The following is an 18,372-nucleotide window of genomic DNA, read 5'->3' as shown; positions in this document are numbered from 1 at the left end:
CTTCATCTTTAAACGAGAGAATTAGAAATCTTCGTTGGTTTCTTCAGCACCCGCGTTATCCACCACGAAATCAGGCGTACCGTCCTGGTTGTTCAGCAGAAGCTCACGCACTTTCTTCTCAATTTCTTTCGCCGCAGCCGGGTTCTCTTTCAGCCAGGAGATTGCATTTGCTTTACCCTGACCAATCTTGTCGCCGTTGTAGCTGTACCATGCGCCCGCTTTTTCAATCAGCTTCTCTTTCACGCCCAGGTCAACCAGTTCGCCGTAGAAGTTGATACCTTCACCGTAGAGGATCTGGAATTCAGCCTGTTTGAACGGCGCTGCGATTTTGTTCTTCACAACCTTCACGCGGGTTTCGCTACCCACCACGTTTTCACCTTCTTTCACCGCGCCGATACGGCGGATATCCAGACGGACAGACGCGTAGAATTTCAGCGCGTTACCACCGGTAGTGGTTTCCGGGTTACCGAACATCACACCAATTTTCATACGGATCTGGTTGATGAAGATCAGCAGCGTGTTGGACTGCTTCAGGTTACCGGCCAGCTTACGCATTGCCTGGCTCATCATACGTGCCGCGAGGCCCATGTGAGAGTCACCAATTTCGCCTTCGATTTCAGCTTTTGGCGTCAGAGCAGCAACGGAGTCGACCACGATAACGTCAACCGCACCGGAACGGGCCAGCGCGTCACAAATTTCCAGCGCCTGCTCACCGGTGTCCGGCTGAGAACACAGCAGGTTGTCGATATCAACGCCCAGCTTACGAGCATAAACAGGGTCCAGCGCGTGCTCGGCATCGATAAACGCACAGGTTTTACCTTCACGCTGTGCCGCAGCGATAACCTGCAGCGTCAGGGTTGTTTTACCTGAGGACTCGGGCCCGTAGATTTCTACGATACGGCCCATTGGCAGGCCGCCAGCGCCCAGCGCGATATCCAGAGAAAGCGAACCGGTGGAGATAGTTTCCACATCCATGGAACGGTCTTCACCCAGGCGCATGATGGAGCCTTTACCGAATTGCTTTTCGATCTGGCCCAGTGCTGCCGCCAACGCTTTCTGTTTGTTTTCGTCGATAGCCATTATTACTCCTGTCATGCCGGGAGAAGCGACTGTGCTTCACCGTGGATTTCTGTTCTGTTGGTGCAATTATACTGTATGGTCATACAGTATCAAGTATTTTGTAGAAATTGTTGCCAGAGCGTTTTTAATGCATAAACGGTTGCCTGACGACGCACGCTTTCGCGATCGCCGCTAAAGCACTCCCGGCGGGTGATCCCTTCTCCTCTGGCGGTAGCAAAACCAAACCAGACGGTGCCGACAGGCTTCACGTCACTGCCCCCGTCCGGGCCCGCGATGCCGCTAATCGATATTGCATAATCCGCGCGCGCCTCTTTGAGCGCACCAATAGCCATCTCAATCACCACCGGCTCGCTGACCGCGCCATGCTGTTCGAGCGTAGATTCCCGCACGCCGATCATTTGCGCTTTAGCTTCATTACTGTAGGTCACAAAACCACGTTCAAACCAGGCGGAACTGCCGGCAATATCGGTAATCGCTTTCGCCACCCAGCCGCCGGTGCAGGACTCCGCGGTGGTGAGGGTCGCCCCGCGTTGCTTAAGCGCCAGCCCTACCACTTCGCTAAGCTGCATCAATTCATGGTCAGTCATTCTCGCTCCAGGCCTTAGAAAAACATGCAGCACAAGATAGCACTTTCTCGTCAGATATGGGGATGCGCTGCGGGATTTACGAGGGGGCTTCAGAAAAAAGCCGATGCGAGCGCACCGGCGGTGGCGAGGATTATTTCATGCTGTCAGCGAGGGTATCCACATTGTGGCGGAACGCCTTAACGTAGGTCTCTGCCACGCCCCCTTTTGCCGAGAGCGCTTCCGGGTAAAGCTCGCCTCCCGGCTGCGCGCCGGTAGCTGTAGCAATCTGTTTAACCAGCCGCGGGTCGAGCTGGTTTTCCATAAACCAGGTTTTCACGCCGTCCGCTTTAATCTGATTAATGATCTCAGCGACCTGTGCCGCGCTGGCCTCGCTCTCTGATGACAACCCCTGGGGCGCCATAAACGTCACCCCGTAGGCGCGGCTGAAATAGCCGAACGCGTCATGACTGGTCAGCACTTTACGTTTCACCAGCGGGATCTGGCTAAAACGCGTTTTGGCCCAGCTATCCAGCTGCTTAAGCTGCGCGATGTACGGTTTTCCGGTCGCTTCCAGTGCGGTTTTATCTTCTGGGTCGGCTTTCACCAGCCCGTTGAGAATATTTTGCGCGTACAGCGCCCCGTTCGCCGCGCTGTTCCAGGCGTGCGGGTCAGTGACGGTTTTGCCCTCTTCTTCGAGGGTATGCGTCTGCACACCACGCGACGCCACCACCAGCTGGCCTTTGAACCCGGAGGCTTTCACCAGACGATCCAGCCACCCTTCCAGTCCCAGACCATTGACCACCACAACATCTGCCTTGCTTAGCGCCGCGCTATCTTTTGGCGAGGGCTCGAAGGTATGCGGATCGCCGTCCGGCCCTACCAGCGTCGTGACGTTCACATGGTCACCGCCCACCTCCCGGGTCATATCCCCCAGAATGGAAAAGCTGGTCACCACATTGAGCGTTTTCGCCATCACCGTTTGCGACATCATCCCTAGCGCGAGCGCCACTACGAATCCCGTACGTTTCATCGTTTCCCCTTGCGTTAAAAAAGCGCACGCAGGCTGCCAGCCAGCCTGCTGCGCGTGCCAAATAAAATGGAAATAAAGAACAGCGCGCTGGCGGTAAGCACGATGGATGGCCCCGCGGGCAGGCTGGCGGCCCAGGAGAGACTGAGTCCGAGCCACGCGCAGAAAATACCGCTGATACCCGCCATCAATAGCAGTCCGGGTAAGGTGCGTGCCCAGCAGCGTGCCGCTACCGCAGGGAGCATCATCAGCCCGACCGCCATCAACGTGCCAAGCACCTGAAAACCGGCAACGAGGTTAAGCACCAGCAGCGCCAGAAACAGGCCGTGTAATAAGCCGGGAACATGGCGGGCGTTTACCTGCAGCCAGGCGGTGTCAAAGGCCTCGGTCACCAGCCCACGGTAGAAAATCGCCAGCGTGATAAGGGTGAACATGCAAACGCCTGCCACAAACAGCGCGGCATCGTTATCCACCGCCAGGATGGAGCCAAACAACAGGTGCAGAAGATCGACGTTCGAACCGCGCAGTGATACCAGCGTGACGCCCAGCGCCAGCGAACCAAGATAGAACCCGGCAAAACTGGCGTCCTCTTTAAGCGGCGTTCGACGGCTGACCAGCCCGGCCACCAGCGCCACGGTAATACCGGCAATAAAGCCTCCCACGCTCATGGCCAGCAGCGACATACCGCTGAGCAAATACCCCACCGCGACGCCGGGTAAAATGGCGTGAGAGAGGGCATCGCCCATCAGACTCATCCGGCGCAGCTGAAGGAAAACGCCCAGAGCAGTGGTACTGACGGACAACGCCAGGCAAACCACCAGCGCGCGGCGCATAAAGCCATACTCAATAAAAGGCTGAAAAAAGATATGCCAGATCATGCCACCCTCACCCGCTCGGTTTTCCACTGGGGAATGTCAGCGTCCAGCCGTAACGTCTGCGGGAAGTGGCGCGATACACGCTCGCTGTCGTGCAGCACCGCAAGCACCGTTTGCCCCTGCATATACATTTCCAGCATCAGGTCCATCAGCACATTGCAGGTGGCTTCATCAACGCCGGTAAAGGGCTCATCGAGCATGACCAGCGGTGCCTGCTGCACTAATACCCGCGCGAACAGCATGCGCTGAAACTGACCGCCGGAGAGTTCATCAATGGTCGTTAGCGCCATCGTTCCAAGCCCCACCCGCTCAAGCGCACCGGCAATGCGCAGCCGCATTTCACGGCGAAGGCCAGAAAAAAGCGACGCTTCAGGCCAGCAGCCCATGCTGACCACATCCTGCACGGTTAGCGGAAATTGCGCCTCCAGGGCATGACGCTGTGCCAGCCAGCCCATTACCGGGCGTTTTTTCTGCCAGTGAAAACGGCCGCTTACCGGCGGGATAAACCCGGCGAGGGTTTTCAGAAGCGTTGATTTACCGCAGCCGTTGGCCCCGAGGATGGCGGTCATGCTCCCGCATTCAATCACACCGGACAGAGGACGCGCGACCGGCTCGCGGTCGTAACCCGCCGTGAGTTGATTCATCACAATCATGGCAATGCCACCGCCCAGCACGCGGCCAGTCCGATAAAGACAATCAGCGCCAGCGCCATCAGAAGCCGGACCGGCGCAGACAGAGAAAAAAAGGAAGTAGACATCTCATCACCGCATTAAATGTTATAACATAACAATAATGAAAGATGATGCGGATGTAAATGAGCGGAGATTAACGGGAGTGTGGCGAAATGTTTCTGGATATCAGCCCAACCCTCTCCCGGCGGAAGAGGGTTGAACATCAAGCGTTACTGACTGAACGGCGACGCGGCAGGCACGCGCGCCTGTGACACCGCCAGCCCCAGTTGCCATACGGCCATCGCATAGTGGGTGCTGTGGTTATAGCGGGTGATGGTGTAGAAGTTAGGCAGCCCGTACCAGTACTGATAACCCGTACCGACATCCAGACGCAGCAGGCTCGCCTGTTGCGTATTTCCCAGCGGCTGCGTTGGCGTTAAGCCTGCAGCGGCCAGCTGCGAAACGCTGTAGTTGGTTTTAAAGCCGTTCTCAAGCCCTGGAGCCTGGCCGTTAGCCTGCACCGCCACCTGACCGCCCGGCACCCAGCCGTGCGCTTTAAAGTAGTTCGCCACGCTGCCGATGGCATCCACCGGATCCCACAGGTTGATATGACCATCTCCGTTAAAGTCGACGGCATATTGCTTATAGGAGGACGGCATAAACTGGCCGTAGCCCATCGCACCGGCAAACGAGCCTTTGAGATCTAACGGGTCATCTTGTTCATTGCGCGCCATCAGCAGGAAGGTTTCCAGTTCAGACGAGAAATATTCAGCGCGACGCGGGTAGTTGAAGGAGAGCGTCGCCAGCGCATCGAGGATACGGGTTTTGCCCATCACGCGGCCCCAGCGGGTTTCCACGCCGATAATCCCGACGATGATTTCAGGCGGTACGCCATACACCTGCCACGCACGGTTCAGCGCATCTTCATATTGGTTCCAGAAGACCACGCCATTTTGCACGTTATCCGGCGTAATAAACTGTTTGCGATAACGCAGCCATGCGCCATTTGGCCCGGTCGGTACCTGAGCCGTCGGTGCCTGGCGATCCATCAAACGCAGAACATAATCCAGTCGCTTCGCCTGCGACAGAATTTCATGCAGTTGCTGGCGGTCAAAACCGTGTTTGCTCACCATTTTATCGATGAACTGCTCGGCCGCCGGGTTATTCGCAAAGTCGCCGCCCATCTGCATCATATTATGCTGCGGCTCCAGCAGGAATCCTCCGGAAGGCGCGCCAGCCGTTTGCTGCACGGCTTCGGTCTTGGGTTTGCTACTACAGGCAGACAGCAGAATAAGCGCAGGTAATAACGCTGCATAACGACGCTTGAACATGTGACATCCATTTAACGGGTTCGATAAGAACCCAGTATGGTAAAGCATCCGCAACACCTCAAGGAAGTGGTACGCACCTCCCCCACCAAATCTTTACGCACCCCATCGCAAATCTGTGCAATTTTCGTCCACCCAAGACTCCCACCGTCAATTAACTTTCAAAATAATCCATTTTTCTTTCATTGTGAGATCTAATTAACACTTTAAAACCTTTCAAAGTGATTATTATTAGCCTCGGTTATACAAAAACAAAAAAGCCCCACAGGAGAGAAGAATGATAGAAACCATCACCCACGGCGCCGAGTGGTTCATCGGGCTGTTTCAGAAAGGCGGAGAAGTGTTCACCGGCATGGTGACCGGGATCCTGCCCCTGCTGATTAGCCTGCTGGTCATAATGAACGCGCTGATTAACTTTATCGGCCAGCAACGCATTGAACGCTTTGCCCAGCGCTGCGCCGGCAATCCGCTGTCCCGTTACCTGGTTCTGCCCTTCATCGGCACGTTTGTTTTTTGCAACCCGATGACGCTGAGCCTCGGCCGCTTTATGCCTGAAAAATACAAGCCCAGCTATTACGCCGCAGCCTCCTACAGCTGCCACTCCATGAATGGCCTGTTCCCGCATATCAACCCCGGCGAGCTGTTTGTCTATCTGGGCATTGCCAGCGGCCTGACCACGCTTGGCCTGCCGCTCGGTCCGCTGGCGGTGAGTTATCTGCTGGTCGGTCTGGTCACCAACTTTTTCCGCGGCTGGGTCACGGACCTCACCACCGCCATTTTCGAGAAGAACATGGGTATCCAGCTTGAACAGAAAGTCCATCTTTCAGGAGCCGCAGCATGAGCCGTATTCGCATTGAAAAAGGAACGGGCGGCTGGGGCGGCCCGCTGGAATTCGACGCCACTGAAGGCAAAAAAATCGTCTATATCACCGCAGGCACACGTCCGGCCATTGTCGACAAACTGCGTGAGCTGACCGGCTGGGAAGCGGTCGACGGCTTCAAAGAGGGCGAACCGCCTGAAGCGGAAATTGGCGTGGCGGTGATTGACTGCGGCGGCACGCTGCGCTGCGGCATCTACCCCAAGCGGCGTATTCCTACCGTGAATATCCATTCCACCGGTAAATCAGGTCCGCTGGCGCAGTACATCCTGGAGGACATTTACGTCTCCGGCGTGAAGGAGGAAAACATTCACCTGGCACAAGGGTCTGCTGCCCCTCAGAAAGCGGCCCCGCGTGATTACGACACGAGTAAAAAAATCACCGAACAGAGTGACGGCCTGCTGGCAAAAGTCGGAATGGGGATGGGCTCTGCCGTGGCCGTGCTGTTCCAGTCCGGGCGCGACACCATCGACACGGTGCTGAAAACCATTCTGCCGTTTATGGCATTCGTTTCGGCGCTGATCGGCATCATCATGGCCTCGGGTCTTGGCGACTGGATTGCCCATGGCCTCGCCCCGCTGGCGAGCCACCCGCTCGGGCTGGTGACGCTGGCGCTTATCTGCTCCTTCCCGCTGCTGTCGCCGTTTCTCGGCCCAGGCGCGGTCATCGCGCAGGTTATCGGCGTGCTGATTGGCGTGCAGATTGGCCTTGGCAACATTCCCCCGCATCTGGCTCTGCCCGCCCTGTTTGCCATTAACGCCCAGGCGGCGTGTGATTTCATTCCTGTCGGGCTGTCGCTGGCGGAAGCGCGCCAGGACACCGTGCGCGTTGGCGTGCCGTCTGTACTGGTCAGCCGTTTCCTGACCGGCGCACCGACGGTGCTGATTGCCTGGTTTGTCTCCGGCTTTATTTACCAATAAGAGGTTCCTGTGATGACCGTAATTTACCAGACCACCATCACCCGCATTGGTCAGAGCGCGGCCGATGCGCTCAGCGACCAGATGCTGATTACCTTCCGCGAAGGTGCGCCCGCGGATATCGAAGAGTTTTGCTTTATCCACTGTCACGGCGAGATGAACGGCGAGCTGAAGGCCGGGAGCCAGCTGGAGTTGGGCGACGCGCGCTACGCCGTGACCGCCGTCGGCGACGTGGCCGGACAAAACCTGCGGGAGCTCGGCCATATCACCCTGCGTTTTGATGGCCAGCCGCAGGCGGAATATCCCGGTACGGTTCATGTGGATGGCCCGGTTCCGCAGGCTGTCACCCCAGGCTGCACGTTGAAGTTTGTTGCGTAATTTAAGGAGAAAGATATGAGTCAGGTTGCCGTTGTCATTGGTGGGGGACAAACCTTAGGCGAGTTCCTCTGCCGTGGGCTTGCTGCAGAGGGTTACCGCGTGGCGGTAGTGGATATTCAGAGTGAAAAAGCCGCACGCGTGGCGGACACCATCAACACCGAATTGGGTGAAGGGATGGCCTACGGATTTGGTGCTGATGCCACCAGCGAGCAGAGCGTGATGGCGCTGGCCCGCGGCGTGGACGAGATTTTTGGCCGTACCGACCTGCTGGTATACAGCGCAGGGATAGCCAAAGCGGCCTTTATCAGCGATTTCGAACTGGGGGATTTCGACCGCTCCCTGCAGGTTAACCTGGTGGGCTATTTCCTCTGCGCACGCGAGTTTTCCCGTCTGATGATCCGCGATGGCATTCAGGGGCGCATCATCCAGATCAACTCGAAATCGGGCAAAGTGGGCAGCAAACACAACTCCGGTTACAGCGCGGCGAAATTTGGCGGCGTAGGGCTGACGCAATCTCTGGCCCTCGATCTGGCCGAATATGGCATTACCGTTCACTCGCTGATGCTGGGCAACCTGCTGAAATCGCCGATGTTCCAGTCCCTGCTGCCGCAATATGCCACCAAGCTCGGGCTGAAAGAGGAGGAAGTGGAGCAGTATTACATCGACAAAGTGCCGCTGAAGCGCGGCTGCGATTATCAGGACGTGCTGAACATGCTGCTGTTTTATGCCAGCCCCAAAGCCTCTTACTGCACCGGGCAGTCCATTAATGTCACCGGCGGGCAGGTGATGTTCTGATCGAACACGCTGATGCCCGTATCCCCCTCTCCTTCGGGAGAGGGAACAACAAGGAGCTCGTATGGTTACCGCATTCATTACCGTCGCCGCCATCGCCTGGATGTGCCAGCTGATCTTTGGCGGCTGGCAAATCTGCCAGTTTAACCGCGCGTTTGATGCCCTGTGTCAGAAAGGGCGCGTGGGTGTCGGGCGTTCCGGCGGGCGTTTCAAACCGCGCGTGGTGGTTGCCATTGCGCTGGACGAACACAATAGGGTCTGCGATTCCCTCATCATGCGCGGGATGACCGTTTTTGCCCGCCCGGCGAAAATCCAGGCGATTAACGGGATATCGCTGCAGGAATTACAACCCGATGTGATCTTTCCCCATGATTCGCTCTGTCAGAATGCTCTATCATTAGCGCTTAATCTGAAACATGGATAATTTCGTTGTGAACGCGATAAGCTTGCGAAATTATCATTTCGCAACCTAAGGAATTGAGCGCCTATGAAACCACGTCAGCGTCAGGCGGCCATTCTGGAGCATCTGCAAAAGCAGGGAAAATGCTCGGTAGAAGAACTGGCCCACTACTTTGACACCACCGGCACGACAATACGAAAGGATCTGGTATTGCTCGAAAACTCTGGTGCAGTCATCCGAACCTACGGCGGCGTGATGCTCAACAAAGATGAAGCCGACCCGCCTATCGATCACAAAACGCTGATCAATACTCACCAGAAAGCGCTGATTGCCGAGGCCGCCGTAAAATTTATCCATGATGGCGACTCCATTATCCTTGATGCAGGCAGCACTGTGCTGCAGATGATCCCGATGCTCAGCCGCTTTAACAACATCACGGTGATGACCAACAGTCTGCACATCGTCAACGCCCTGTCGGAGTTCGACAGCGAGCAAACCATTCTGATGCCCGGCGGGACGTTCCGTAAAAAATCTGCGTCGTTTCACGGTCAACTGGCGGAAAACGCCTTTGAACACTTCAGCTTTGATAAACTCTTTATGGGCACGGACGGTATCGATTTGAACGCCGGCGTGACGACCTTTAACGAGGTGTTCAGCGTCAGCAAAGCGATGTGCAACGCCGCGCGCGAAGTGATTTTGATGGCAGACTCGTCGAAGTTTGGCCGTAAAAGTCCCAACATAGTCTGCAGCCTTGAAAGCGTCGATAAGCTCATTACCGACGCAGGTATCGACCCGGCGTTCAAAAAAGCGCTGGAAGAGAAAGGGATCGACGTGATTGTAACCGGAGAGAGAGATGAGTGATTTTCTGTTAAACGCAGGCCGCCAGACCCTGATGCTGGAGCTGCAGGAAGCCAGCCGCCTGCCGGAACGTCTGGGCGAGGATTTTGTGCGCGCGGCAAACACCATTATCCAGTGCGAAGGTAAAGTGGTGGTCTCCGGGATCGGCAAGTCCGGTCATATCGGCAAAAAGATTGCCGCTACGCTTGCCAGCACCGGCACACCGGCGTTCTTCGTGCATCCGGCCGAAGCGCTGCACGGCGATCTGGGGATGATTGAAAGCCGCGACGTGATGCTGTTTATCTCCTACTCCGGTTCGGCCAAAGAGCTGGATCTCATCATCCCGCGTCTGCAGGAAAAATCGGTCGCGCTGCTGGCGATGACCGGTAAATCCCGCTCACCGCTGGCACTGGCGGCCAAGGCCACGCTTGATATCTCCGTTGAGCGCGAAGCCTGCCCGATGCACCTCGCCCCCACCTCCAGCACCGTGAATACGCTGATGATGGGCGACGCGCTGGCAATGGCGGTAATGCAGGCACGCGGCTTTAACGAAGAAGATTTTGCCCGCTCGCACCCGGCGGGCGCGCTCGGTGCGCGACTGCTCAATAAAGTTCATCATCTGATGCGGACCGACGAGGCCATTCCGCAGGTCAAACTCAACACCAGCGTAATGGATGCGATGCTGGAACTGAGCCGCACCGGGCTGGGTCTGGTAGCGGTGTGCGATGAAACCGGTAGCGTTAAAGGCGTGTTTACCGACGGCGACCTGCGCCGCTGGCTGGTGGGCGGCGGCAAGCTGGAATCCCAGGTTTCGGAAGCGATGACCCGGGGCGGGCTGACCCTGAACGCCGAGAGCCGCGCCATCGAAGCCAAAGAGGTGCTGATGAAACGCAAAATCACCGCCGCGCCGGTGGTGGATGAGCACGGCAAGCTGTGCGGCGCCATCAACCTGCAGGATTTCTACCAGGCCGGGATTATTTAACCTTTGAGTCCCAGACGTTTCGCCAGCCGGTGCAGGTTGGCGACGTCCATTTCCAGCGCTCGCGCGCACGCCGCCCAGCTGCGGTTATTCTGCTCCAGCGCGCGGGCGATAGTCTGACGCTGAAACGCTTCCGTTGCGTCCCGCAGGTTCTCATGGGCCATTTCCGGCGTGGCAGGCGTAACGAACGAAGCGGTATCATCGCGCAATGCGAAATGCCGCGCGTGGATCACCACCTCATCTCCCGAACGTGTCGCCCGCGCCAGCACCACGGCGCGGTGAATCGCATGTTCCAGTTCGCGTACGTTACCCGGCCAGCCGTAGCGCATCAGATGGGCTCGCGCGCCGGGGCTTAATACCACGCGGGAAAGCCCCATTCGTAACCGACATTGCTCGCAGAAAAACCCCGCCAGCAGCACCACATCGTCGCCGCGCTCGCGTAGCGGCGGCACGGTAAGCGGAAACACGCTCAGACGATGGTACAGGTCAGCGCGGAAATTCCCGGCCAACACCTCTTCGCGCAGGTCACGGTTGGTTGCCGCCAGCACACGCACGTTGACTCTCAGGCTGCGATCGTCGCCGACGCGCTGAATATCGCCGTACTGCAGGACGCGCAGCAGTTTGGCCTGAAGCGACAGCGACAGTTCGCCAATTTCATCGAGGAACAACGTGCCGTTATCCGCCATTTCGAATTTGCCGCTGCGGTTGCTGATCGCCCCGGTAAACGCCCCTTTGACGTGACCAAACAGCTCACTTTCCGCCACGCTTTCCGGCAGCGCGGCGCAGTTGAGGTACACCAGCGGGTTGACCGCGCGCGGCGAGGCTTCGTGGATGCCCTTCGCCACCAGCTCTTTACCGGTGCCGGTTTCCCCGAAAATCAGCACGTTTAAATCCGAGGCCGCCACGATATCGATCTCTTTTTTTAGCTGCACCATCCCCGGTGACAGCCCAATCATCTCCGTGTGTGCCACCGGTTCAAACGCCGACGGGCTGCCGGGAAGGATGTTCTGGCTCTCCAGCTGTTCGATCAGTAGCGCGTTATTCAGCGCACCGGCGGCCAGCGCGGCAATCAGCCGCAGCTCTTCATCGCTAAAGGTGTCGAACTGATCCGGCGACAGGCCGTCGAGGGTTAATGCCCCAATCAGGTTTTGTCCGGCAAACAGCGGCAGACCGATACAGGCATGAACTTTCAGGCTCTCCTGCCCCGGGATCAGCCCGTCGTAAGGGTCGGGCAAATCACTGTCCGCCGGAAAGCGCACCACGTCACCGGCCCGGGCGATGGTTTCCAGACGCGGATGGCCTTCCAGGGAGAAGCGTCGCCCAAGAACGTCCTGCGCCAGCCCGTCGATAGCCAGCGGAATAAACTGCCGGGCGTCGTAGCGCAGCAGTGCCGACGCATCGCACGCCAGCACGTGGCGCAGCGTCGAAATCAGCCTCTGAAAACGGTCCTGATGACCGATACCGGTTTGCAGTTCAATGGCAATTTTTGCCAGTACGTCCACGGAAAAGCTCATCTGCGCCTCACTGTCATTTTGACCATTCATATTGTCACAATGACCATAAATCAGATAGTCATATTGACTACCCATTACGAGTAATAAAATTTAAAAACCTTAAAAAACAGCAACATGAAAAACTGGCACGCAACTTGATAAAGGCTAGTCATCTTATTTGAAAAACGCCGTATTAATTGAGGTTGCTATGTCTATTCTGGTTAAAAATAACATTCATTGGGTTGGCCAACGTGACTGGGAAGTGCGTGACTTCCACGGAACGGAGTACAAAACGCTGCGCGGCAGCAGCTACAACAGCTATCTCATCCGTGAAGGCAAAAACGTGCTCATCGATACCGTCGATCACAAATTCAGCCGGGAGTTCGTGCAAAATCTGCGCAGTGAAATCGATCTTGCGGATATCGACTACATCATCATTAACCATGCGGAAGAGGATCATGCCGGGGCGCTGACCGAGTTAATGTCCTGCATTCCCGACACCCCGATTTACTGCACCACCAACGCCATCGACTCGATTAACGGCCATCACCACCACCCGGAGTGGAATTTCCACACCGTCAAAACCGGCGACACGCTGGATATCGGCAACGGCAAACAGCTGATCTTCGTTGAAACCCCGATGCTGCATTGGCCCGACAGTATGATGACCTACATGACCGGCGATGCGGTGCTGTTCAGCAACGATGCCTTCGGCCAGCACTATTGTGACGAGCGCCTGTTTAACGACGAAGTGGATCAAACTGAGCTATTCGAACAGTGTCAGCGCTACTACGCCAATATCCTGACGCCGTTCAGCCGTCTGGTGACGCCAAAAATCACCGAAATCCTCGGCTTTAACCTGCCCGTGGATATGATAGCCACCTCTCACGGCGTGGTGTGGCGCGAAAACCCCACCCAGATCGTGGAGCTGTACCTCAAATGGGCCGCGGATTATCAGGAAGACCGTATCACGCTTTTCTACGACACCATGTCTAATAACACCCGCATGATGGCGGACGCCATTGCGCAGGGTATTAACGAAGTCGACCCGAACGTGGCGGTGAAAATCTTCAACGTGGCGCGTAGCGATAAAAACGAGATCCTGACCAACGTCTTCCGCTCCAAGGGCGTGCTGGTGGGCACCTCCACGATGAACAACGTGATGATGCCGAAAATTGCAGGCCTTGTGGAAGAGATGACCGGCCTGCGCTTTCGTAATAAACGGGCCAGCGCATTTGGCTCCCACGGCTGGAGCGGCGGCGCAGTAGACCGGCTCTCCACGCGTTTGCAGGACGCCGGTTTTGAGATGTCCATGAGCCTGAAGGCGAAATGGCGTCCGGACATCGACGCGCTTGAATTGTGTCGCCAGCATGGCCGTGACATTGCGCGTCAGTGGGCGCTCGCGCCGCTCCCCGACATGAACGCTAAAAACCCCGCGCCGCAGCAAGCCTGCGCCACAGCGGTCGCTGACGTTGGCCCTCGCATGCAGTGCAGCGTCTGCCAGTGGATTTACGACCCGGCACAGGGCGAGCCGCTGCAGGATGTTGCCCCCGGTACCCCCTGGTGCGACGTGCCGGACAATTTCCTCTGCCCGGAATGTTCCCTGGGAAAAGAGGTCTTTGGCGAACTGGCAACGGAGGCACAATGAACCACGGTATCGTTATCATCGGCTCGGGCTTTGCCGCCCGCCAGCTGGTGAAAAACATTCGCAAGCAAGACGCCAGCGTGCCGTTGACGCTCATTGCCGCCGACAGCATGGACGAGTACAACAAGCCTGATTTAAGCCACGTTATCAGCCAGAATCAGCGAGCCGAAGACCTCACCCGCCAGACCGCAGGGGCGTTCGCGGAACAGTTTAGTCTGCGGTTATTTCCGCACACCTGGATAACCGATATCGACGCCGCCGCCCATGTGGTGAAAGCAAAAGACAAAACCTGGCAATACGACAAGCTGGTACTGGCGACAGGGGCGTCTGCTTTTGTCCCGCCGGTGAAAGGCCGGGAACTGATGATCACCCTCAACAGCCAGCAGGCGTATCAGGCCAGTGAAACCCTGCTGCGTGACGCGAAGCGGGTGATGATTGTCGGCGCAGGGTTGATTGGCACAGAGCTGGCGATGGATTTTAACCGGGCGGGTAAATCCGTCACCCTGGTCGACCATGCGGCAAGCATTTTGTCGGCGCTGATGCCTGCAGAAGTAAGTAGTCGCTTACAGCATCGTCTGACCGATATGGGCGTACATCTGCTGCTGAAATCCCAGCTGCAAAGCCTGAAGAAAACCGGGAGTGGGATTCATGCAACGCTCGACCGCAGCCGCAGCGTTGAGGTGGATGTGGTGGTTGCCGCCACGGGCCTGCGTCCGGAAACGGCGCTGGCGCATCGCGCCGGCGCGGAAACAGGCCGTGGCGTGAAGGTAGACAGCTACCTGCAAACCACGCAGCCCGATATTTACGCCCTGGGTGACTGCGCTGAAATTAACGGACAGGTCCTGCCCTTCCTGCAGCCCATTCAACTGAGCGCCATGTACCTCGCGAAAAACCTGTCTGGCGGCAGTGCGCCACTGAAATTACCCGCCATGCTGGTAAAAGTAAAAACGCCAGCGCTCCCGCTGCACCTGGCAGGCGAAACCGAGCGTCCGGACCTGCACTGGCAACTCACCATTGAACCTCAGGGAATGGTGGCTCGTGGGTGCGACAGCGAAGGACAGATGCGCGCCTTTGTAGTGAGCGAAGACCGGATGAAAGAGGCTTTCGCTCTGCTGAAATCATTACCCGCTTAACGCTGATTCGCCTGCCACGCTAACGTAACCTTTGGATTTTATGGTCCACAGCCCCGATGTCCCGGGGCTTTTTTTTCAACGTCGTTTAGCCAGATAACGACAATGATGTTCAGACGCCGCGTCAGGAACGCACGACAAGCGCATCGTAGCCGCGCCAGCGATAGTTGATCATGGAAATCAGCCAGCAGGCAACGAACAGCCCGACCACCACGAACCCGGCGTTACCGAGGTTGTCATTAACTGCGCCAATGCGATCCCAGAAGCCTCCGCTGAGGGCAAATTTATCCATCAACAGACCCAGAGCTTCCAGCCCGCCGATAAACAGCGCCACCACCACGGAGGTGCCGGTGATGGTCATGTTGTAGTAAAGCTTGCGCTGCGGCTTATTAAACGCCCAGCCGTAAGCACCGACCATCAGCAGATTGTCGAGGGTATCGACCAGCGCCATACCGCTGGCAAACAGCGCCGGGAAGATCATGATGGACCAGACTGACATCCCGTTTGACGCGCTGGCGGCCGAAATCCCAAGCACACCGATTTCCGTCGCGGTATCAAACCCCAGACCAAACAGGAAACCGACCAGGTACATCTGCCAGCTCTTGTTCACCAGGCGGAACGTTGCGCCAAACAGCCAGTTCATGACTCCGCCTGATGCCGGAAGCGTGATGTCGTCACGCGTGACCTGACCGTTCTTCAGCGCCTGAAAATTACGCCACACGCCGCGCAAAATCACCAGATTGACCAGCGCCATCGCCAGCAGAAACGTTGCAGAAACGGCGGTGCCAATCAGGCTGCCGGTTTCATGAAACCATGCCATATTCTTCTGAAACGCCGTGGCGGTGGCCGCAATGGCAATGGAGGCCAGCACCACAATGGTGGAGTGTCCCAGAGAGAACCACGCCCCCACGCCGGAAGGGCGTTTACCCTGCTGCATCATCTTACGCGTGACGGTATCAATGGCCGCGATGTGGTCGGCATCCACCGCATGACGGAGTCCATAACACCAGGCCAGCAGGCTGGCGGCCATCAGCGCCGTACTGCCGCTGAAGGTTTGCCATGCCCAGCCCCATGCCAGAAGATTAGCCATTACCAGAGCCAGCAGCAGAAACGCCGCGCGGGGTTCATTGCGTAAGAGTCGTAACATTTTACATCCTTTGTGAACATGACCGGGCGGCAGCAACCACCGCCTGCCCGAAGGAGATAGCGCCGTCACCTGACGGCAGATGATGAGGAAAAAGCAGCGTGAAGTCTGAGAGGTAATGGCGCAGTCGCGCGCGCAGCAGACGGTTATGTAACACGCCGCCGCTGAAGCATACGGTGGAAAGCCCCAGTCGCCGGGTATGGGAGGTGACAAGCTCCGCCAGCCCTTTCGCCAGCGCATCGTGAAACGCCCATGCCCGCTCGCAGGGTTCCGCCTGCCAGTTCAGCCACTGTTGCCAGAAGCGCGTAAGGTTATCAGCCTGAAGCGTAACCGGATGTTGAACGTCGTGGCACTGCGCGGCCAGCGCTTCAAGCCGGCAGGCGGCCTCACCTTCATAGCTCTGGGTTTCTGACGTGATGCCGAGCGCGCAGGCCACCGCGTCGAACAGACGGCCGCAGGATGAGGCCAGCGGCGCGTTTAAACCGCGCTGAATGGCCGTAGCCAGCAGCGGCCAGTTTTGCCGCTGAACGTCACGCGTTTCCGGGTACTGCTGCCAGTCCGGCACAAACGCCAGGCAGTGGGCGAGTAAATTGCGCCACGGCTGCATGGCAGCCCTGTCCCCGCCCGGCAGCGCAACCGCAGGCAGACCGCCCAGACGTTCGCAGTCGAGATAGCTTACCCGCAGGCACTCCCCGCCCCACAGCGCGCCGTTTTCGCCCATGCCGATCCCATCCAGCGTCAGGGCAATGACATCTCCGCCCTCAAGCGGCCAGCCGTTTTCTGCCATGCATGCCGCCGCGTGAGCGTGGTGGTGAAGCACGGTGTCGATCGGCAAAGCCTGGGCTTGCGCCCACTGTCGGGCGTGATAGCCCGGATGGGCGTCGCATACCACGCGCTGCGGCTGAAACGCATAGATCTGCTGCATCATCGACAGCGCAGAACGCCACTGGGCCTCGACACCGTCGTCACTCAGATCGCCAAAGTGCTGACTCAGTACCGCCTGGTTACCGCGCACCAGACAGAAGGTATTTTTCATATCAGCACCGGTGCACACCATCGCCGGGACAGCGCTGAAACCGGCGGGCAGCGTGATGGCATCCGGCACAAAACCGCGCGCGCGACGCAGCAGCATACCGTCCTGATCCACCACGGAATCATCCATACGCTGCAGGATGTCGCGGTTGTGCAGCAGGAATCCGTCAGCGATGTCGCCCAGTTCATCCAGTGCCTGCTGGCAGGTGATGGCCGGCGGACGCCCGCTGAGGTTGCCGGAGGTCATCACCAGCGGGCGCTGGCAGTCCATCATCAGCACATGCTGTAGTGGGTTAGCGGGCAGCATCAGGCCAACGGTGTCCAGCCCGGGCGCAATCGCGTCAGGAAGCGGAGGACACCATACTTTTGGCGTGAGCACGATGGGCGCTGCAGGCGAGCGCAGCAGCGTTTGCACCGATTCCGGCAGTCCCTCCGCCTGCGGGATCATGACCGCCAGTGGCTTCATCGGGCGCTGTTTGCGCGCCCGCAGGGTTGCCACCGCCTGCGCGTTGGATGCGTCACAGGCAAGGTGAAAACCGCCCAGCCCTTTGATGGCGACAATCCCGCCATGTTTGAGCATGTGGACCGCCGCACTCAGCGCAGACTCGCGGGTGGCAACGGTCTCGCCCGCGCGCCATTCCAGCTCGGGTCCACAATCCGGACAGGCTACCGGCTGCGCGTGAAAACGGCGGTCAGCGGGATTGCGGTACTCGGTTTCACACGGTTCACAGAGGGGAAATGCCGCCATTGACGTGGCCGGGCGGTCATAGGGCATGGCGCGGATGATGGTAAAACGTGGACCGCAATGGGTACAGTTGATAAACGGATAGCGATAACGCCGCGCTCGGGGATCGCGCATTTCAGCCAGGCACGCCGGGCAGGTAGCGGCATCCGGTACAATTTGGGTGTCCATCGCTCCGCCCGCGCTATGGCGAATGGTGAACGCCTGCGGCACCGTTGGCCAGGTAAACGGCTGGCTGTCGACAGCATCGATACGTGCCAGCGGTGGGCAGTCCTGATGCAGCCTCGCGGTAAAGGCCCCCCCATTACCCGCGAGACGCACCAGCACGCCCTCTCCGTCATTACAAACGTCACCCGTCAGCTGTAGCTGATGCGCCAGTTGCCAGACGAAGGGACGAAACCCTACCCCCTGCACCTTGCCGCGCACCCGCAACTGTACGCCGTTATCGCCCATCGCGAC

Annotated in this window: 18 protein-coding genes; 9 read left to right on the top strand and 9 right to left on the bottom strand. The window is 57.9% G+C overall.

All coding sequences use genetic code 11. From position 1 onward, the window contains the following. Window positions 1–21: 21 nt before the first annotated feature. The 6 genes from recA to mltB all read right to left on the bottom strand — a co-directional run bounded on the left by recA (window position 22) and on the right by mltB (window position 5,550). The gene (gene recA / locus AM410_RS12355; RefSeq protein ID WP_020883855.1) at window positions 22–1,080 is read right to left on the bottom strand and encodes a recombinase RecA; all 1,059 of its coding nucleotides are present in this window, start codon (window positions 1,078–1,080) and stop codon (window positions 22–24) included. Window positions 1,081–1,169: 89 nt separating this feature from the next. Then, window positions 1,170–1,667, bottom strand: coding sequence for a nicotinamide-nucleotide amidase (pncC, locus tag AM410_RS12350; RefSeq protein ID WP_020883854.1), 498 nt, complete (start codon window positions 1,665–1,667; stop codon window positions 1,170–1,172). Between the two features lie 130 nt (window positions 1,668–1,797). Beyond that, a complete protein-coding gene (locus AM410_RS12345; protein WP_020883853.1) occupies window positions 1,798–2,676 on the bottom strand; it encodes a metal ABC transporter substrate-binding protein in 879 nt (292 codons plus the stop codon). A gap of 14 nt (window positions 2,677–2,690) precedes the next feature. Further along, entirely contained in the window at window positions 2,691–3,551 is an 861-nt protein-coding gene (locus AM410_RS12340; protein ID WP_025203390.1) for a metal ABC transporter permease, read from the bottom strand. Next, window positions 3,548–4,201: a metal ABC transporter ATP-binding protein gene (locus AM410_RS12335; protein WP_073396508.1), complete on the bottom strand. Its 654-nt coding sequence runs from the start codon at window positions 4,199–4,201 to the stop codon at window positions 3,548–3,550. Before AM410_RS12335 ends, AM410_RS12340 begins: the two co-directional genes overlap by 4 nt. Before the next feature lie 248 nt (window positions 4,202–4,449). Continuing rightward, window positions 4,450–5,550 carry a lytic murein transglycosylase B gene (gene mltB / locus AM410_RS12330; protein WP_025203388.1) on the bottom strand — a complete coding sequence of 367 codons (1,101 nt, stop codon included), beginning with the start codon at window positions 5,548–5,550 and terminating at the stop codon, window positions 4,450–4,452. A gap of 274 nt (window positions 5,551–5,824) precedes the next feature. Between mltB and srlA the strand changes: the two genes are divergently transcribed. From srlA to gutQ, 7 genes are all read left to right on the top strand, one after another. Next, window positions 5,825–6,388 carry a PTS glucitol/sorbitol transporter subunit IIC gene (gene srlA, locus AM410_RS12325; protein WP_108647885.1) on the top strand — a complete coding sequence of 188 codons (564 nt, stop codon included), beginning with the start codon at window positions 5,825–5,827 and terminating at the stop codon, window positions 6,386–6,388. After that, entirely contained in the window at window positions 6,385–7,344 is a 960-nt protein-coding gene (gene srlE, locus AM410_RS12320; protein WP_014171344.1) for a PTS glucitol/sorbitol transporter subunit IIB, read from the top strand. Before srlA ends, srlE begins: the two co-directional genes overlap by 4 nt. 12 nt (window positions 7,345–7,356) lie before the next feature. Continuing rightward, window positions 7,357–7,719, top strand: coding sequence for a PTS glucitol/sorbitol transporter subunit IIA (gene srlB, locus AM410_RS12315; protein WP_073396507.1), 363 nt, complete (start codon window positions 7,357–7,359; stop codon window positions 7,717–7,719). Between the two features lie 15 nt (window positions 7,720–7,734). Continuing rightward, window positions 7,735–8,514 carry a sorbitol-6-phosphate dehydrogenase gene (srlD, locus tag AM410_RS12310; protein ID WP_014171346.1) on the top strand — a complete coding sequence of 260 codons (780 nt, stop codon included), beginning with the start codon at window positions 7,735–7,737 and terminating at the stop codon, window positions 8,512–8,514. A 61-nt stretch (window positions 8,515–8,575) separates the two neighbouring features. After that, window positions 8,576–8,935, top strand: a complete 360-nt coding sequence (gene gutM, locus AM410_RS12305) for a transcriptional regulator GutM (RefSeq protein ID WP_073396506.1) — start codon at window positions 8,576–8,578, stop codon at window positions 8,933–8,935. A 63-nt stretch (window positions 8,936–8,998) separates the two neighbouring features. Further along, window positions 8,999–9,772 carry a glucitol operon DNA-binding transcriptional repressor SrlR gene (srlR, locus tag AM410_RS12300; RefSeq protein WP_014171348.1) on the top strand — a complete coding sequence of 258 codons (774 nt, stop codon included), beginning with the start codon at window positions 8,999–9,001 and terminating at the stop codon, window positions 9,770–9,772. Beyond that, entirely contained in the window at window positions 9,765–10,730 is a 966-nt protein-coding gene (gene gutQ, locus AM410_RS12295) for an arabinose-5-phosphate isomerase GutQ (protein WP_020883846.1), read from the top strand. The genes srlR and gutQ overlap by 8 nt, the downstream gene beginning before the upstream one ends. Here the strand turns inward: gutQ and norR are convergent. Next, window positions 10,727–12,241, bottom strand: a complete 1,515-nt coding sequence (gene norR, locus AM410_RS12290) for a nitric oxide reductase transcriptional regulator NorR (RefSeq protein WP_041162991.1) — start codon at window positions 12,239–12,241, stop codon at window positions 10,727–10,729. The two genes, gutQ and norR, sit on opposite strands and share 4 nt — an antisense overlap. 187 nt (window positions 12,242–12,428) lie before the next feature. Between norR and norV the strand changes: the two genes are divergently transcribed. Next, window positions 12,429–13,868, top strand: a complete 1,440-nt coding sequence (norV, locus tag AM410_RS12285) for an anaerobic nitric oxide reductase flavorubredoxin (RefSeq protein WP_073396505.1) — start codon at window positions 12,429–12,431, stop codon at window positions 13,866–13,868. Next, window positions 13,865–14,998: an NADH:flavorubredoxin reductase NorW gene (gene norW / locus AM410_RS12280; protein ID WP_108647884.1), complete on the top strand. Its 1,134-nt coding sequence runs from the start codon at window positions 13,865–13,867 to the stop codon at window positions 14,996–14,998. The genes norV and norW overlap by 4 nt, the downstream gene beginning before the upstream one ends. A 121-nt stretch (window positions 14,999–15,119) precedes the next feature. Here the strand turns inward: norW and AM410_RS12275 are convergent, their stop codons facing one another. Together AM410_RS12275 and hypF are read right to left on the bottom strand one after the other, a co-directional pair. Then, window positions 15,120–16,142, bottom strand: a complete 1,023-nt coding sequence (locus tag AM410_RS12275; protein ID WP_063213980.1) for a HoxN/HupN/NixA family nickel/cobalt transporter — start codon at window positions 16,140–16,142, stop codon at window positions 15,120–15,122. A gap of 1 nt (window position 16,143) precedes the next feature. Further along, window positions 16,144–18,366 carry a carbamoyltransferase HypF gene (gene hypF / locus AM410_RS12270; protein WP_108647882.1) on the bottom strand — a complete coding sequence of 741 codons (2,223 nt, stop codon included), beginning with the start codon at window positions 18,364–18,366 and terminating at the stop codon, window positions 16,144–16,146. Window positions 18,367–18,372: the final 6 nt, after the last annotated feature.

Origin of the sequence: Enterobacter cloacae complex sp. FDA-CDC-AR_0164, assembly GCF_003071645.1 — a bacterium.
Classification (GTDB): domain Bacteria; phylum Pseudomonadota; class Gammaproteobacteria; order Enterobacterales; family Enterobacteriaceae; genus Enterobacter; species Enterobacter ludwigii.
This window is presented reverse-complemented; position numbering and strand designations above follow the sequence as displayed.

Bases quoted from the DNA above. Each gene is read 5' to 3' on its own strand.
- recA (WP_020883855.1), bottom strand. From the start codon at position 1,080: ATGGCTATCGACGAAAACAAACAGAAAGCGTTGGCGGCAGCACTGGGC.
- srlE (WP_014171344.1), top strand. From the start codon at position 6,385: ATGAGCCGTATTCGCATTGAAAAAGGAACGGGCGGCTGGGGCGGCCCG.
- srlA (WP_108647885.1), top strand. From the start codon at position 5,825: ATGATAGAAACCATCACCCACGGCGCCGAGTGGTTCATCGGGCTGTTT.
- srlR (WP_014171348.1), top strand. From the start codon at position 8,999: ATGAAACCACGTCAGCGTCAGGCGGCCATTCTGGAGCATCTGCAAAAG.
- norW (WP_108647884.1), top strand. From the start codon at position 13,865: ATGAACCACGGTATCGTTATCATCGGCTCGGGCTTTGCCGCCCGCCAG.
- hypF (WP_108647882.1), bottom strand. From the start codon at position 18,366: ATGGGCGATAACGGCGTACAGTTGCGGGTGCGCGGCAAGGTGCAGGGG.
- gutM (WP_073396506.1), top strand. From the start codon at position 8,576: ATGGTTACCGCATTCATTACCGTCGCCGCCATCGCCTGGATGTGCCAG.
- norR (WP_041162991.1), bottom strand. From the start codon at position 12,241: ATGAGCTTTTCCGTGGACGTACTGGCAAAAATTGCCATTGAACTGCAA.
- pncC (WP_020883854.1), bottom strand. From the start codon at position 1,667: ATGACTGACCATGAATTGATGCAGCTTAGCGAAGTGGTAGGGCTGGCG.
- srlD (WP_014171346.1), top strand. From the start codon at position 7,735: ATGAGTCAGGTTGCCGTTGTCATTGGTGGGGGACAAACCTTAGGCGAG.
- mltB (WP_025203388.1), bottom strand. From the start codon at position 5,550: ATGTTCAAGCGTCGTTATGCAGCGTTATTACCTGCGCTTATTCTGCTG.
- norV (WP_073396505.1), top strand. From the start codon at position 12,429: ATGTCTATTCTGGTTAAAAATAACATTCATTGGGTTGGCCAACGTGAC.
- AM410_RS12340 (WP_025203390.1), bottom strand. From the start codon at position 3,551: ATGATCTGGCATATCTTTTTTCAGCCTTTTATTGAGTATGGCTTTATG.
- srlB (WP_073396507.1), top strand. From the start codon at position 7,357: ATGACCGTAATTTACCAGACCACCATCACCCGCATTGGTCAGAGCGCG.
- gutQ (WP_020883846.1), top strand. From the start codon at position 9,765: ATGAGTGATTTTCTGTTAAACGCAGGCCGCCAGACCCTGATGCTGGAG.
- AM410_RS12345 (WP_020883853.1), bottom strand. From the start codon at position 2,676: ATGAAACGTACGGGATTCGTAGTGGCGCTCGCGCTAGGGATGATGTCG.
- AM410_RS12335 (WP_073396508.1), bottom strand. From the start codon at position 4,201: ATGATTGTGATGAATCAACTCACGGCGGGTTACGACCGCGAGCCGGTC.
- AM410_RS12275 (WP_063213980.1), bottom strand. From the start codon at position 16,142: ATGTTACGACTCTTACGCAATGAACCCCGCGCGGCGTTTCTGCTGCTG.